Annotated in this window: 14 protein-coding genes; 7 read left to right on the top strand and 7 right to left on the bottom strand. The window is 67.4% G+C overall.

Features of this window, described 5'->3' with window-relative positions; translation table 11 throughout:
* Nucleotides 1-1,020: an alcohol dehydrogenase catalytic domain-containing protein gene (locus HDC34_RS18150; protein WP_179556094.1), complete on the bottom strand. Its 1,020-nt coding sequence runs from the start codon at nucleotides 1,018-1,020 to the stop codon at nucleotides 1-3.
* A 134-nt stretch (nucleotides 1,021-1,154) separates the two neighbouring features.
* Between HDC34_RS18150 and HDC34_RS04965 the strand changes: the two genes are divergently transcribed.
* From HDC34_RS04965 to HDC34_RS04945, 5 genes are read left to right on the top strand one after another with little or no spacing between them, the layout of a single operon-like run.
* Complete coding sequence (locus HDC34_RS04965; RefSeq protein ID WP_179556093.1) at nucleotides 1,155-2,198, top strand: TRAP transporter substrate-binding protein; 1,044 nt, start codon at nucleotides 1,155-1,157, stop codon at nucleotides 2,196-2,198.
* A gap of 3 nt (nucleotides 2,199-2,201) precedes the next feature.
* Nucleotides 2,202-2,729, top strand: a complete 528-nt coding sequence (locus HDC34_RS04960) for a TRAP transporter small permease (protein WP_179556092.1) — start codon at nucleotides 2,202-2,204, stop codon at nucleotides 2,727-2,729.
* A complete protein-coding gene (locus HDC34_RS04955; protein ID WP_179556091.1) occupies nucleotides 2,726-4,033 on the top strand; it encodes a TRAP transporter large permease in 1,308 nt (435 codons plus the stop codon). The genes HDC34_RS04960 and HDC34_RS04955 overlap by 4 nt, the downstream gene beginning before the upstream one ends.
* A gap of 57 nt (nucleotides 4,034-4,090) precedes the next feature.
* Nucleotides 4,091-4,924: a 5-dehydro-4-deoxy-D-glucuronate isomerase gene (gene kduI / locus HDC34_RS04950; RefSeq protein ID WP_179556090.1), complete on the top strand. Its 834-nt coding sequence runs from the start codon at nucleotides 4,091-4,093 to the stop codon at nucleotides 4,922-4,924.
* Between the two features lie 26 nt (nucleotides 4,925-4,950).
* Nucleotides 4,951-5,724, top strand: a complete 774-nt coding sequence (locus HDC34_RS04945; RefSeq protein WP_179556089.1) for an IclR family transcriptional regulator — start codon at nucleotides 4,951-4,953, stop codon at nucleotides 5,722-5,724.
* Nucleotides 5,725-6,282: 558 nt separating this feature from the next.
* Here the strand turns inward: HDC34_RS04945 and dctA are convergent.
* Nucleotides 6,283-7,848 carry a C4-dicarboxylate transporter DctA gene (dctA, locus tag HDC34_RS04940; protein WP_179556088.1) on the bottom strand — a complete coding sequence of 522 codons (1,566 nt, stop codon included), beginning with the start codon at nucleotides 7,846-7,848 and terminating at the stop codon, nucleotides 6,283-6,285.
* 157 nt (nucleotides 7,849-8,005) lie between these two features.
* Here dctA and HDC34_RS04935 point away from each other — a divergent pair, with 157 nt between their 5' ends.
* On the top strand, nucleotides 8,006-8,971 hold the full coding sequence (locus tag HDC34_RS04935; RefSeq protein ID WP_179556087.1) for a TAXI family TRAP transporter solute-binding subunit: 966 nt from the start codon (nucleotides 8,006-8,008) through the stop codon (nucleotides 8,969-8,971).
* An 81-nt stretch (nucleotides 8,972-9,052) separates the two neighbouring features.
* Here HDC34_RS04935 and HDC34_RS04930 read toward each other — a convergent pair whose 3' ends face one another.
* From HDC34_RS04930 to HDC34_RS04910, 5 genes are all read right to left on the bottom strand, one after another.
* Nucleotides 9,053-10,432, bottom strand: coding sequence for a HAMP domain-containing sensor histidine kinase (locus tag HDC34_RS04930; protein WP_179556086.1), 1,380 nt, complete (start codon nucleotides 10,430-10,432; stop codon nucleotides 9,053-9,055).
* Entirely contained in the window at nucleotides 10,432-11,163 is a 732-nt protein-coding gene (locus HDC34_RS04925; protein WP_179556085.1) for a response regulator transcription factor, read from the bottom strand. The genes HDC34_RS04930 and HDC34_RS04925 overlap by 1 nt, the downstream gene beginning before the upstream one ends.
* Nucleotides 11,164-11,173: 10 nt before the next feature.
* A complete protein-coding gene (locus HDC34_RS04920; RefSeq protein WP_179556084.1) occupies nucleotides 11,174-11,737 on the bottom strand; it encodes a DUF3995 domain-containing protein in 564 nt (187 codons plus the stop codon).
* Nucleotides 11,738-11,739: 2 nt separating this feature from the next.
* Nucleotides 11,740-12,126: a VOC family protein gene (locus HDC34_RS04915; protein ID WP_179556083.1), complete on the bottom strand. Its 387-nt coding sequence runs from the start codon at nucleotides 12,124-12,126 to the stop codon at nucleotides 11,740-11,742.
* A gap of 554 nt (nucleotides 12,127-12,680) precedes the next feature.
* Entirely contained in the window at nucleotides 12,681-13,616 is a 936-nt protein-coding gene (locus HDC34_RS04910; protein WP_179556082.1) for a hypothetical protein, read from the bottom strand.
* 386 nt (nucleotides 13,617-14,002) lie between these two features.
* Here HDC34_RS04910 and HDC34_RS04905 point away from each other — a divergent pair.
* A partial coding sequence (locus HDC34_RS04905; protein WP_179556081.1) for a cell wall-binding repeat-containing protein occupies nucleotides 14,003-15,145 on the top strand: 1,143 nt, incomplete at its 3' end.

Here is a 15,145-nt window from a genome sequence, read left to right as displayed (position 1 = left end):
TTAGCCTTCCTGGACGTTGACGAGGATCTTCATGGCGGCGGCGCCAGACAGCTGGTCGAAGGCCGACTGGGTCTCGCTCAGCCCGACGACGCTCGTGATGAGCTCGTCGGCGGGGACGGCGCCGGATGCGAGCAGCTCGATGGCCCGCTCGAAGTCGGCGCGCACGTAGACGCGGGCGCCGATGAGCTCGAGCTCGCGCCAGAAAACGCGGTGGAGGTTGATGGGCACCGGGTTGGGGTGGATGGCGACGAGCACGACGCGTCCGCGGACCTTCGCGTAGTCGACGGCGGTGAGGGCGGTGACGGCGACGCCGGCGACCTCGAAGACGACGTCGGCGCCGGCGGAGCCGGTCGCTTCCTCGATGATCGCGACCGCGTCGCTCGTGGTCGGGTCGATCGTGCGGGCGCCGAGGCGTTGCGCGAGCGCGCGGCGCTCGGGGTTCGGCTCGATGACGTAGACGACGGCGCCGGTCGCGGCGGCGACGAGTGCGATGAGCTGGCCGATGGGGCCGCCGCCGATGATGACGGCCGTCTCGCCTTCGGTGAGGCGCGAGCGCGAGACGTCGTGGCAGGCGACGGCGAGCGGCTCGACGAGGGCGGCGTGCTCGAGCGAGAGGGATGCCGGCAGCGGGACGACGAGGTCCTCGCGCACGTTCCACAGTTCCTGCAGCGAGCCGGGCGAGTCGATGCCGACGAAGTTCAGGTTCTGGCAGACGTGGGAGTTGCCGGCCTTGCAGGCGGGGCAGGCGCCGCACCAGTCGAGCGGCATGACGGTGACCTTGTCTCCGGCGGCGAACGCGGTGACGTCGGCGCCGACGGACTCGACGGTGCCGCTCATCTCGTGGCCGATGGCCTGCGGGACGTCGACGCGCGCATCCATCGACCCGTGCAGCACGTGCAGGTCGGTGCCGCAGATGCCCGTGTAGGCGACCCGGATCTGGACTTCGCCGCTGGCCGGCGCTGGCGCCTCGACCTCGTTGACGACGATGCGGTGCTCGCCGCTGTACTGCGCTGCTCTCACGCCCGTGCTCCCTTGCTCGGTGAAACTTGTTTCCGTTGCGAGGTCCGACTGGCGGAACTCGGTTTCATCTGGCTACTATAGCGGTCGTGGCAAGCGCGAAGGCAAGCGCCGCCAGTACTCAACGAGGAGAAACCATGCGAATCACCAAGATCGGCGCGCTCGCAGGCGTCGCCATCGCAGCACTCGCGCTCAGCGCCTGCTCCGGAGACGGAACCGGCGGGGCCGACAGCGGCGCAGAGCCAGGAGTCGGCGAAGCAGTCGGCAGCGAGAAGGCCTTCCGAGTCGCCTTCAACCAGACCGTCGAGCACCCGCAGGCACAGGCGCTGCTCGAATTCTCGGACGAGCTGTACGAGGCGACCGACGGACGCTTCTCCCTCGACCTCTACACCGACGAGGTGCTCGGCGACCAGGCATCCACCATCGAACAGGTCCAGTCAGGCACCATCGACTTCGCCATGGTCGCCGGCTCGCTGCTCGAGAACTTCGAGACCGACTTCTCGGTCGTCAACCTGCCCTACCTCTACGACTCCCCCGAGCACCAGATGGCCGTCCTCAACGACGACGCCATCATGGGCGACCTCTACTCGGCAGTCGAAGACGACAGCATCAAGGTGCTCGCCGCCTACCACGGCGGTGTGCGCAACGTGTACTCCAGCAAGGGCGCCGTCGAGACGCCGGCCGACCTCGCCGGGCAGAAGATCCGCGTCATCGGCTCCGACACGAACGTCAAGATGATGGAGCTCATGGGCGGCGTCGGCACGCCGATGGCCCAGGGCGAGGTCTTCACCGCGATCCAGTCGGGCGTGCTCGACGGAGCCGAGAACAACGAGCTCATCTACTCGAGCCTCTCGCACGACGAGATCGCCCAGTTCTACTCGCAGACCCAGCACCTCATGATGCCGGACTACCTCATCGCGGGCACCACCGTCTGGGACGGCATCGACCCAGAGGTGCAGGCCACCATGTCGGAGCTCCTCCTCTCGAGCGCCGACCGTGAGCTCGAGCTGTTCGCCGAGGCCGTCGAGGTCGCCAAGGCCGACGCCGAGGAAGCCGGCGCCCAGTTCAACGAGGTCGACGTCGAGACGTTCCGCGAAGCCACGCTGCCGCTCCACAAGGAGCGCGTCACGAACGAGCGCACGCAGGCCATCTACGACGCGATCGAAGCAGCGAGGAGCTAGCCCGTGAAGAATGCCGTCGCCGCAGCTGAGCGCTGGCTGAACCGCTTCCTGAGCACGATCGTCATCGCGCTGTTCGCGGTGCTGCTCGTCCTCGTCGTCTGGCAGGTCTTCACGCGCCTCGTGCTCGGAGCGCCGAGCACCTGGACGGAAGAAGCAGCCCGCTTCACGTTCGTCTGGGTCAGCTTCATCGGCATCGCCGTGGCCACAGGCCAGAAAGCGGATGTGGTCATGGACTTCGTCGTCGAGCGCCTCCCCGTGCGCATCCAGCGGGGCGCGGATGTCATCGCGTACCTCTCGACGCTCGCGTTCGTGGTCTACGCGCTCATCTACGGCGGCGGCAAGCAGGCGACCCTCGCCTGGGAGCAGGCCAACCCCATCCTCCCGCTGACGCAGGGCCAGCTCTACCTGGCCATGCCCATCGCCGGAGTGCTCCTCGCGCTCTATCTCATCCTGCACATCGGGCGAACGCTCGGACCCGGCTACGCAGCCAGGAGCCGCGCCCACGAAGACCCTGAGGCGGCATCCATATGATCGAGGCAGGCATCATCGCGCTGGTGCTGGTCGGCGGGCTCGTCCTGCTGCTGGCACTCGGCGCCCCAGTCTCCATCAGCATCGGCCTGCCGTCGGCGGTCTGCATGCTGCTCATCCTCGGCTTCGACAACGGAGCCATCACCAGCGCCCAGCAGATGTTCCGCGGGGCCAACTCGTTCGCGCTGCTCGCGATCCCGTTCTTCGTGCTCGCCGGCGTGATCATGAACAACGGCGGCATCGCGGAACGGCTCATCAACCTGGCGCGCGTGCTCGTCGGGAAGATGCCGGCGCCGCTCGCGCAGACCAACGTCATCGCGAACGCCATCTTCGGCACCGTCTCCGGCTCGGCCGTCGCCACGGCGTCCGCAGTCGGCGCCACCATGGCGCCCATGCAGAAGAAGGACGGCTACGACCCGGCCTTCACGACCGCCGTCAACGTCGCATCCGCCCCAGCCGGCATGATCATCCCGCCGAGCAACACGCTCATCATCTACTCGCTCGCCGCGGGTGGCACGTCGGTCGGCGCGCTCTTCATCGCCGGGTACATCCCCGGCTTCCTGTGGGCCCTGGCCTGCGCGGTCGTCGTGTTCTTCTACGCCCGCAAGCACCCGGAACTGCGCGGCAAGCCGTGGCCGAAGTTCGGCATCATCACGGCCACGTTCCTCAAGGCGCTGCCAGCGCTCGGCCTCATCGTCGTCGCCATCGGCGGCATCGTCGCCGGCTTCTTCACGCCAACCGAGGGCTCCGCCGTCGCCGTCGTGTACTCGCTCATCCTGTCCTTCATCTACCGCACCGTCTCGGTGAAGGACCTGCCGCGGCTGCTCTTCGAGTCGGCGCGCACGAGCTCCATCGTGATCTTCCTGATCGCCGTGTCGTCGATCATGGGCTTCGTCATGACCTACGCGCGCCTCCCGCAGCTCCTCGCGGACTCGCTATTCGGGTGGACCGACTCCAAGGTCGTCGTGCTGCTCATCATGATGATCGTGCTCATCGTCATCGGCATCCCGCTCGACCCGACCCCGGCGATCCTGATCTTCACGCCGATCTTCCTGCCCATCGCGATGTCCTACGGCGTCGACCCGGTGCACTTCGGCATCATGATGGTCATGAACCTGTCGATCGGTGTGATCTCGCCGCCATCGGCGCCGGTCCTGTTCGTCGGCGCGCAAGTCGCGGGCGTCAGACTCGAGCCGGTCATCGTGCGACTCCTCCCGTTCCTCGTCGCGCTGCTCGTCGTGCTCACGCTCGTCGTGTTCGTCCCGCAGCTGTCCCTCTGGCTGCCAGGCGTCTTCGGTCTCCTCTGACCCGACCGCCACTCGCCAGACACCCCCTGACCTCAACCGCAAGCGAAAGGCATCCCCTTGTCACAGCAGTACCGTCCGGGCCGCCCGGAAGACATCCCCACCCTCGACCAGCAGGGACTCCGCGACCGCTACCTCGTCGAGCAGCTCCTCACCCCCGGTGAGATCCGCATCGTCTCGACGCACTTCGACCGCGTCGTCACCGTCGGCGCCGTCCCCGTCGACGCGCCCCTCAAGCTCGAGACCGTCGACGAGCTGCGCAGCGAGAACTTCCTCGACCGCCGCGAGATCGGCTTCGTCAACACCGGCGGCACCGGCGCCATCGTCGCCGACGGCGAACGCTACGAGCTCGCCAAGACCGCCGTCCTGTACCTCGGCCGCGGCACCGTCGACGTCACCTTCGAAAGCGCCGACGCCGCCGACCCCGCCAAGTTCTACGGCTTCAGCGCACCCGCCCACACCGCTTACCCGAACACGCTCGTCACCCCAGAAGAGGGCACGATCCGCGAACTCGGCGACCAGGTCACCTCCAACCGCCGCACGCTTCGCCAGTGCATCCACGAGAACGGCGTCAAGAGCTGCCAGATCGTCATGGGCGTCACCAGCCTGCACGCCGGCAGCATGTGGAACACCATGCCCGCCCACACCCACGACCGCCGCACCGAGGTCTACCACTACTTCGACCTCGACGACGACCAGCGCGTCGTGCACCTCATGGGCGACCCCAAGGAAACCCGCCACCTCATGGTCGCGAACGGCGACGTCGTCCTCTCCCCGAGCTGGTCCCTGCACTCCGGAGTAGGATCCTCAAGCTACTCGTTCGTGTGGGCGATGGCCGGCGAGAACCAGTCGTTCGACGACATGGACTCTGTGCCGATCACCGACATGCGGTGATGACGGAGACGACGAGGATGGTCATCATGGACGACGTGGACCGCTCCCCCGCACCATCTGCAGGGGCCAGCGAGAAGACGCTCCGCGTGCTCGCGGCGGCACTCGCGCATCCGCGGTTCACCGACATCGTCGCGGAGGCCGGGCTCGCGAAGGCGACCGTGCACCGCATCCTCGCCACCCTCGTCGCACAGGAGTACCTCGGCGGCGGCGCGGAGCAGGGATACCGGGCCGGCCCGACCCTGCTCGCGCTGTCCGGCCGCGCGCTCGCGAGCGTCGACATCTCCAGCGTCGCAGCTCCCCTCGTCGAAGAGCTCGCGGCCGAGGTCGACTGCACCATCCACGTGGGCGTCGCGACCGACTCGGAGATGGTCTACGTCATCCGCCGAGACGCCGCCAAGCCGTACCGCATGCGGTCCCGCGTCGGGCTCGCCGTGCCCATGCACAGCTCCGGCATGGGCAAGGTCGTGCTCGCCGACTGGGCACCCGAACGGGTCGACGCACTCGCAGAGCGCATGGGTCTCCCCCGACGCACCGACCTCACGATCACCGACCTCGACGCACTGCACGAGGAGCTAGCACGCGTGCGGGCTCGCGGCTACGCGACCGACCTCGGCGAGAACGAGAGCGGCACCGTGTGCGTGTCGGCACCCATCCGCGACCACACGGGCGCTGTGACGCACGGACTCTCCGTGTCGTCGATCGAGCTCGAGTACCCCGGGCACACCATCGAGGAACTCGCGCCCGCCGCCATCGCAGCGGCCGACCGCATCTCGCGAGAGCTCGGAGCGCCGAGCGCGTAAGGCAACCAGCGCTTCTGCAGCTCAAAGGCGCCCGCCACCAGCATCAGCTGGCGGCGGGCGTCTCTTTCGTCTGGCCCGGCGACGGAGCGGCCCGGTCTGCGGGTCTGCGGCAGCTCTGTCCAACATCAGTGCAGATTCGACCGATGACACGATTCATTCGCCGAGAACCGCCCATTCAGCACTGATGTTGGACAGCGGTCCCGGAGCGACGGTCCGGCGGAACCGCTGCGCCGTGAGCTCGAGGCCCGGTCGCCGACGTTCGAGGCGCCGAGACACCGCTGACCTACTCCAGTGATCAAATGGCCGATTCGACGCGTTAAGCGCCAATACCGGGCGAATCATCACGGAAGTTGGTCAGAGGTGGAGGCAGAACTGGGGCCCGAGGTGGCTCAACAGCCACCCCGAGCCCCAGTCGCCTATGTCCGCGACACAGCGGCGAGACACCGCGGGCTGGAGACACCGCTGACCAACTTCAGTGCCCGAAGCGTCGTCTCGGGGCGCTCGGCTCCGGAATCGGCTCGATGAGCACTGAAGTTGGTCAGGGGTGGGGCCGCGGACTCAGCCGCGCGAGCTCGACTCGTTCGACGGGGCCCGACGCGCTTGAGACCCGTCCGTGCCATCAGCTCCGGCAGCGTCGGCTCGGTTCGTCCCTGGCCCGTCGACCGCGAACTCGGTCTTCCGGTCGATGCTGTCGGTGGCGAGCTCGAGGTTGTCCTCGCTCTCGGTCCGCGCTTCGGCTTCGTCTTCCCCGTCGAGGCTCATGAGGTGCTCGACGTCGACGTCGTTCGGGTTGTCGAGCACTTCCTGCAGCCGGTCTCGGTCGAGGGCTTTCGTCCAGCGGGCGATGACGAGCGTGCCGATGCCGTTTCCGGTCAGGTTGGTGAGCGCGCGGCCCTCCGACATGAAGCGGTCGATGCCGACGATGAGCGCGAGGCCGACCATGGGAATGATGTGGTCGAACGCGGCGATGGATGCGGCGAGCGTCACGAGTCCGGCACCGGAGACGCCGGCGGCTCCGTTGGAGGAGATGAGCATGAAGGCGAGGAGCGCGATCTGCGTGCCGATCGGCACATCCACACCGAATGCCTGGGCGATGAAGATGGCGCCCATCGACATGTAGATGGCGGTGCCGTCGAGGTTGAAGGAGTAGCCGGTGGGGATGGTGAGGCCGACGACGTGCTTGGGGACGCCGGCGGCTTCGAGCTTCGTCATCATGCGCGGCAGCACCGTCTCGGACGAGGAGGTGCCGAGCACGATGAGCAGCTCGTCCTTGATGTAGCGGATGTACTTGAAGATGCTGAAACCGGCCCAGTGGCAGATGGGGCCGAGCACCAGGAAGATGAAGATGAGGCAGGTCAGCCAGAAGGAGCCCATGAAGTAGGCGAGGTTGCCGAGGATCTCGGCGCCGTGCATGCCGATCGTGAAGGCGATGCCGCCGAACGCGCCGATGGGGGCGACCCACATGACGAGCTTGATGATGCCGAACATGACCTTCGCGAGGGAGTCCATGGCGCGCACGACCTTCTCGCCGCGCTTGCCGAGCATTGCGATGGCGATGGCCGTGAGGATGGCGAGGAGCAGCACCTGGAGGAGCTGTCCGTCGACGAATGCGGATGCGAAGGACGTCGGGATGAGGGCCAGGATGAACCCGGGGAGGCCTTCTCCGCCGGCGTCGCCCGCGTCGGCGATGGTGGCGTCGGCGGCCGAGCCGTCGAAGCTGGCGACGTCGTAGTTGAGGCCGGCGCCCGGCTGGAAGACGTTGATGGCGATGAGGCCGAGTCCGAGGGCGACGACGGTGGTGATGTTGAAGTAGACGGCGGTGCGCAGGGCGAGGCCGCCGGCTTTCGCGAGGTTGCCGAGGCCGGCGATGCCGACGACGACGGTGGCGAAGATGGTCGGCGCGATGACGACCTTCACGAGGTTGATGAAGAGCGTCGCGAGCCACCGCAGCTCGGAGGCGAAGGCCGGGAAGATGAGGCCGACTGCGACGCCGAGCGCGATTCCGACGAGCACCCATACGTAGAGGTGGTGCCAGAACGGCTTCTTCTTCCTGGCGGGGGCTTCGGGTGGTCGCGTGGCGGCGTTGACCGCTTTGCCCTTGCGGGGGCTCGAGTCGTTGGTCACGGTGTTCTCCTTTGAACTCCAGCGTGTGCGTCGTCGGTGACGTTCGTGCGTTCAAGGGTGGCGAGGGGGTGGATGCGCGGCCACCGCTTCGGCGCATCCTTAAGGTGTTCTTGACATTGGTCTCCGGCCTCGCGCGGGGCCGGCTTGTTAGGGTCGAATGGTGCTGACGTCACCGGAGGGCCAGGGGTTTCCCCTGGGTGATGGCGGCTTCTCGCGGCGCGCGTTCCTCGGCGGTGCGGTCGCCACGCTGTCGTCGCTGGCGCTCGCGGCGTGCGCGTCGCCGAAGCCGGCCGGGCAGGTGCTGACGCTTGCGACTGGGCCCGAGGGTGCGGTGTTTCGGGAGATCGGGGCGGCCTACGCCGACGCGGTCAACGCCTCGTGGCCGGCCGGCGAGATGCGGGTGCGCGACTCCGCCTCGTCGCTCGAGAACGCGCAGCTGCTGAGCGCCGGTGAGGTGGATGCGGCGCTCGTCAACGTCGATGTCGCGGCGGACTTCGAGGGTGAGATCGTCGCGCTCGCGCGCGTCTTCGACTCGGTGCTGCACCTCGTGGTGCCGGAGGACTCGGACATCACCGACCTGCGCGGCCTGCAGGGGAAGACCATCGCGGGCGGACTCGAGCTGTCTGGCACCCGCTTCACGACGTCGGCGATCCTGACCGAGCTGGGCGTCGAGGCGAACTACGTGAGCCTCTCGCAGGCCGACTCGGTGGCGGCGCTCGCGGGCGGTGCGGTCGAGGCGGCGGCGAGCCTCACGGGCATGCCGACGCCGGCGATCAGCGACATCGGCGCCGGTCAGCGGGTGCGCTTCATCGACCTCGGTGTGAATGCGGAGCAGCTCATCAACCGCTTCTCGCTGGTCTACTTCCCCGTCACGATCCCGTCGACGATGTACGAGGGCCTGCAGTCGGCGACGACGCTCGCGGTGCCGACGGTGCTCGCGGTGCGGCCTGGCATGGCGGATGCGCTCGCGGACTTCCTCACGGACTGTCTGTTCAGCAACGCGGACGCGCTGTCCCATGTGCGGCCGGAGGCGGGACAGGTCAACCCGAGGACCGGGGCTGGCACGACGCCGATCGCCCTGCATCCGGGGGCCGCGGGCTGGTTCCGGGCGAACAAGCCGTAGGAGACCGCGGGCTGGTTCCCGCGAACAAGCCGTAGGAGGCCGTGCGCCGGTGCCGGCGAACACACCGACAGCGGCCGCGGTCTACGCCGCGCCCGCGAGGGGCACGGCGGCTTCGACGCGGAGGCCCCCGCCCGGCGCATCCGCGAGCGTGAGCCGGCCACCGATGTCGCGCAGCGCTTGCGCGACGATGCTGAGGCCGAGCCCCGTGCCCGGCAGGTTGCTGGTGCGGGGTGAGCGCCAGAACCGCTGCGTGGCGTGCCGCCGGTCGTCCGGGGCGAGTCCGGTGCCGTTGTCGTCGACGGTGATGACGTAGCTGCCGGAGCCGAGGTCGGGTCTGCCGGCGACGCGCACCTCGGTGCCGCCGGAGAGCTTGATGGCGTTGGCGACGAGCTCGCTCACCACGGCGTCGAGTCCGCCGGCCGGCTCCTGCACCTCGAGCGTCTCCCCCTGCAGGTGCACGGTCTGCACGTCGATGCCGACGCGGGCGCCCGCATCCGCCCACCGGAACGCGGCCCCCGCGAGGGCGTCGCCGACGGCGGTGATGCGCGGCGGACGGCTCTGAAACTGGGTGGCGTCGAGCAGGCCCGCGACGGTGCCGGTCATGCGGTCGATAGTCTCGATGGCTTCGGCGTGCACTTCTCGGGCTTCGGCGTCGTCGCGGAGGTACGGCTCGAGGTTCTCGACCGAGATGCGGGCGGATGCGAGGGGCGTGCGGAGCTGGTGGGATGCGTCCGACACGAACTCCTGCTGCCTCGTGACGGTGGCGGAGACGGTGCCGACCATGGAGTTGAAGGTGGAGGCGAGGAGGCGCAGTTCGCTGGGGCCCGCGTCGGTTCCGGCTTTCGCATCGAGGTCGCCGCGGGCGACGGCGCCGACGGAGCGCTCGAGTTCGTTCACGGGGCGGAGGATCCAGCGTGACATGGGCCAGAGCAGCCAGAACGCGACGACGCCGGGCACGAGGATCGCGGTGCCCAGGATGAGCCACTCGTTGAGGATGGTGGCGCGCGCCGTCTCGGTGGGCACGTCGAAGACGAGGGCGCCGACGACCTGCGAGTCGCGGCCGACGGGGGCGACGATCGTGAGCCGGTCGGGGCCCCACGGCCACACCTTCGTGGTGATGTCGGGCGACTGGCCGGAGAGGGCGGCGTCGACGAGGGCACGGTCGGCGGCGTCGACCTCGTAGGGCAGGCCGGCGGAGTGGATGATCTGACCGTCGCGGTTGAGGAGCCAGGTGGGGGTGTCGAAGAGGGAGGCGTAGTCGTCGAGTTCGGCCTGCAGGCGGACGGGGTCGTTGCCGATGGCCGTGTAGGCGGCGGTCGAGAAGCGCGCGGCGTCGTTGAGGCGGTCGTTGGTGAGCTCGGCGCTGTGGCGGTCGGCGATCGTGATGGCGGTGGGTACGGCGATCGTGATGAGCAGCAGCACGAGCAGTGGGATGGCGCAGAGCACGAGTCGCCGGTGCATCAGGTGGGGTCTTCCGGGTCGGCGGGTGCCGCCAGGCTGTAGCCGATGCCACGCAGGGTCGTGATGGTGAGGCTGCCGCCGAGCTTCGCGCGCAGGGTGGCCATGTGGGTGTCGAGCGAGCGGGTGCCGGTCTCGACGGTGCTCTCCCAGACGCGGTCGAGGAGGTCCTCGCGCGTCACCGGCTGGCCTGCCCGCGACGCGAGGAGCCTGAGGATTTCGAACTCCTTCTGCGTGAGCGCGTGGGTCGTGTGGGTCGTGTCCGCGCCACCGGCCGCCCGTGCGCCGATCGTGACGGTCCGCGCTTCGGTGTCGAGGCTGAGCATCCCGAGCTCGATGGTGGTCGGGTCCGGGGTGCCGGTGTAGCGGCGGATCTCGCGGGTGCGGCGGGCGAGGCCGTCGATGCGTGCGAGGAGTTCGGCGACGCTGAACGGTTTGGTCACGTAGTCGTCGGCGCCGGCGCGGAGGCCCGCGATGCGGTCCTGTTCGCGGCCGTGCGCGCTGACGACGATGATGCCCACGGCCGGATGCTGGCGGAGCCTCGAGATGATCTGCGTGCCGAGGCCATCGGGGAGGGACATGTCCACGAGGGCCAGTTCTGGCACTTCGTCGCGGATGCACGCGAGCGCTTCGGCGATGTCGGCGGCGCGAGTGACCCGGTGCCCGGCGTGCTTGAGGGCGCGGCTCAGCCCCCTTGCCAACTGGTCGTCGTCTTCGCAGAGCAGCACGCGCATGGGGTCGAGTTTATTTGACGGCGTTTGTTCGGCTCTCGGGGCCACTTGCTGGCGCGGGCCTCGTGAGCCAGAGCCAGCCCGTGAGCGCGAGGCCCCAGACCAGGAAGAGCGGGTCCCAGAGGAGCGCGTGGCCGATCATGGCGTCGCGGTCGTAGCCGCCGTCCGGGACGAGGATGCCGAGCAGCACCGCGCCGCTCGCGACGATGTTGACGAGTCCGTAGAGCACGATGCCGCCGCCACCCACCCAGCAGATGGCGCGCCAGGTTCTCGGCCACGGCATCCGCTGCGCGTCGACGGCGACGGGGATGAGCGCGGCGAGGGCCTTCACGAGGGCGACAGCGCCCAGCATGAGGCCAGACTCCAATGGTTCGCGCCTCGAGAACTCGACGGCGATCGCCCCGATGGTCGACAGCAGCCACGTTCCGCCGAGCGCCCAGTAGGCGCTGAAGGCGGCGTGCACGAGGCCGATCGCGGCGGCGACGAGCACGAGGATGCGCGCGGTGCGGCGGGTGCTGCGGGTGCGGGGGCTTCGGGCTGTTCGCGCTGCTCGGTCGCTTCGCGTGCCGTTGCCCATCCCTACTCCCCCGGCGTCTGATCGCTTGAGTCCTCCAGGTAGACGAGCCCGTTGCCGTCTGGGTCTGTGAACGAGAACATCGGCTCGACGCCCTCCCAGCGCAGCACTTCGTCGTTGTGGAGTTCGACGCCGCTCGCCCGGATGCGGTCGTGCGCCTCCTGCGCGTCGGTGGTGCCGAGGCGCACGGCGATGGGGATCTCGCTGTTGTGCGGGAGCAGCACGATGCCCACGCTGGAACCCGGCGGAAGAACCTCGACGTAGCGGGCGCCCGGCCACGCTTCGACGTCCATGACGAGCTCGCAGCCGAGCACGTCCGTGTAGAAGGCGAGCGCCGCATCCACATCGGAGACAGGGATCGAGACGCTGATCACGCGCGTTGTCTTAGGCATGGGTCCAGTTCACCGCGCGCTTGCCGCGATGGCCAGAGTGTGGCGTGGATGTGGAGGGAGTTCGGTGGGAGGGGCGAGCCTGCCACTGTCGATCGCCGCCTCACCCTGGCTGGGACCTAGACCCCAGGCACGCCCAGCACTCGGGCTACACCTGGGACCCAGTCAGCTCAGTCGCACTAACACCGACCGAGCTTCTCAACGTTGGCATTCAATGCATATAGTCCACCGATCAGCGTCCCTTTGGAAGGCGCAGCGATCTTCAACCGTCCCAGGTCGGCAAGAGCAGTCGGAGGCACTCAGCGCCCCTGAGAAAAGTAAAGGGACATGGCCCGCTTGCCTGCCGCAGCCGCCCCCGCAAGCCCGTCGGGGAAGTCGAAGCCTGTAGCAATAAACGCATTGCTCGCCAATGGGAAAGAATGCACTGGGAGCGTCAGGAGAATCACAAGAATCGACTGTGATTCACGTCAAGGAGAACCTGGATGACCCACCCCACCCATGCATTACCCGGCTCTTCGCACTCTAAATCTTCTACCGGAGCGAGAAAATCGAGCGGCCTACCCTTGGAATTCGGAAGCTTCCACGGGGAATCTCTCTTGCAGCTCTAACCAAAACTTCATCTTGATCGGGATCAGTGCGCTGAACTGATTCCTGCCGTCCTCGACCATGTGAACATTTATGTCTGCGCGGAAGGTGCGCCACCCGCGAGACTGAGCCCACCGCGTCATCCAGACATCCTCGATCAGCACGCCGTTGCGGGGGATGGACGTGAAGTACGTCCGATCTCGCACGATCTGACTGTCGAAGATGGCACCGCCGGTTCCGACGTAGTTCGCGATCTCACCGACCGGAGGCTGGCGCCGCGCGCCATAGTCGTCGAGCCTTGAGCTCCAAGCCCAGTAGCCACTGACCGTCTGCGGCTCGTACCCCTGAAGTAGCCGTGTCACGAAGTCGGGTTGCACGATCTGGTCGTCGTCGAGCGTGACGATCGGCCCCCTGTAACCCTGCTGATCGAGATCAACGACGGCCAGGAAGCGCGCGATTCCGCGGATGTTCTTCGAGCTGGAGTGGAACTCGATGGAAGCGATGGCACCTTCAGGAGTGAAGGCCTCAAGTCGCTCGCGGTAGTAGGTGCTGTCTGCCTCGTTGTTGTTCCAGAGGATCAGGCGCAACGGCCGCGGGGCATCCACGCCGTCGACCATCCGGAGGATCTCCTCGAAACGCTCCCGTCGATCCCACAGACACATGATGATCGGAAGGTGCTCGACTGAAGCCTCACCGACGAATGGCTGGTAAGCGCGACTCTGATCCAGCTGTCGCAGCACATCGAGCCGGATGCGCTCACCGGCCTCTTCCAGAAGCGCGACGGTGTCCCCAGTCGTCGGTTCGTTGACTGGCTCGGGAGTTTCCCGACGTTGCGGAACGACCTCTCGTGGGCCGACTTGCCGCAGAGCATTCAGAACTCGACGTGCGCCTTTCGTAACAGCGGACATGCGACCTCTTCCGGGGTGGGGGATCCTCGAATCACCGCTCGGGGCGAATGGACGCCTCGAGAATAGCGGCTTTGGCGGATGAGTCAGGTGAACTGCTCGCGAGTGAGGCCAGCCATCGATCGCGCGCGATTACCCGGACATATCCAGGTGAGCGCCTGGTGGCCACCAACAAGTAACGTAACTCTGTTCTGAACCTCCAACGAAGTTAGGTACTTGTGCGCGCTTTCTTGATTAAGGCGGTCGGGAGCCTCGCTCTCGCTTCCCTCGCCGTCGTTGGCCTCTCCCCCGTGGCATCAGCGGCTCCTGATGTTTCGCCTCCGACGCTTCACGCGTTTGACTTCACCCCAAAGACCGTAGATGTCTCGAAGTCGTCCGCGACAGTCAAGGTGACCACAAGAATCTCCGATCCTTCAGGGGCACAAGCGCCGTACATCACGCTGTCGCACGACTCCGGCCAGTCCGCCGGGTTCGGGCAGATGTCGCTCATCTCCGGCTCCAGCTTTGACGGCACCTACGAGCGAACCGTCACGATCCCCGCAGGGTCAGCACCCGGCGCCTGGGATGTCAGTCTCTACCCCCTGCGCGACAACCTCGGCAACTCAGGCTCCTTCGGCCCACCCGCTAGCTACCCACAAACGCTAACCGTCTCGAACGGGCCGAGCGATGTTTCGCCTCCCACGCTGCACTCGTTTGACTTCACCCCGAAGACCGTAGATGTCTCGAAGTCGTCCGCGACAGTCAAGGTGACCACGAGAATCTCCGATCCTTCCGGGGCACAAGCGCCGTACATCACGCTGTCGCACGACTCCGGCCAGTCCGCCGGGTTCGGGCAGATGTCGCTCATCTCCGGCTCCAGCTTTGACGGCACCTACGAGCGAACCGTCACGATCCCCGCAGGGTCAGCACCCGGCGCCTGGGATGTCAGTCTCTACCCCCTGCGCGACAACCTCGGCAACTCAGGCTCCTTCGGCCCACCCGCTAGCTACCCACATACGCTCACGGTCACCTACGGACCGGTCGTTACGGATACTCCGAAGCCAACTCCCTCCGCAACATCAACTCCGAAGCCAACGCCCACGGCGACTGCGACTCCGAAGCCAACGTCGACTCCAGCAGTTCCGGGCGCCACGACTCGCCTTGCCGGTGACGACCGCTACCAAACCTCCGTCGCCATCTCGAAGTCCACCTTCAAGCCCGGCGTCAACACCGTCTACATCGCGAACGGAACCAACTTCCCCGACGCCCTCTCCGGAGCACCCGTCGCCGGAGCCAACAACGGCCCCGTCCTCCTCATCCCCGGCAACAGCCTCCCCGACGTCATCAAAACCGAACTCACGAGGCTCAAGCCCAAGAACATCGTCATCCTCGGCGGCAACAACGCCGTCACCACCGACGTCGCCAACCAGCTCCGCACTCACACCAAGGCAACCACCACTCGCCTTGCCGGTGACGACCGCTACCAAACCTCCGTCGCCATCTCGAAGTCCACCTTCAAGCCCGGCGTCAACACCGTCTACATCGCGAACGGA

The sequence above is a fragment of the Pseudoclavibacter sp. JAI123 genome (genome assembly GCF_013409665.1).
Classification (GTDB): Bacteria; Actinomycetota; Actinomycetes; order Actinomycetales; family Microbacteriaceae; genus Pseudoclavibacter.
The sequence above is the reverse complement of the archived record's forward strand: the minus strand, read 5'-3'. Positions and strand labels throughout refer to the sequence as shown.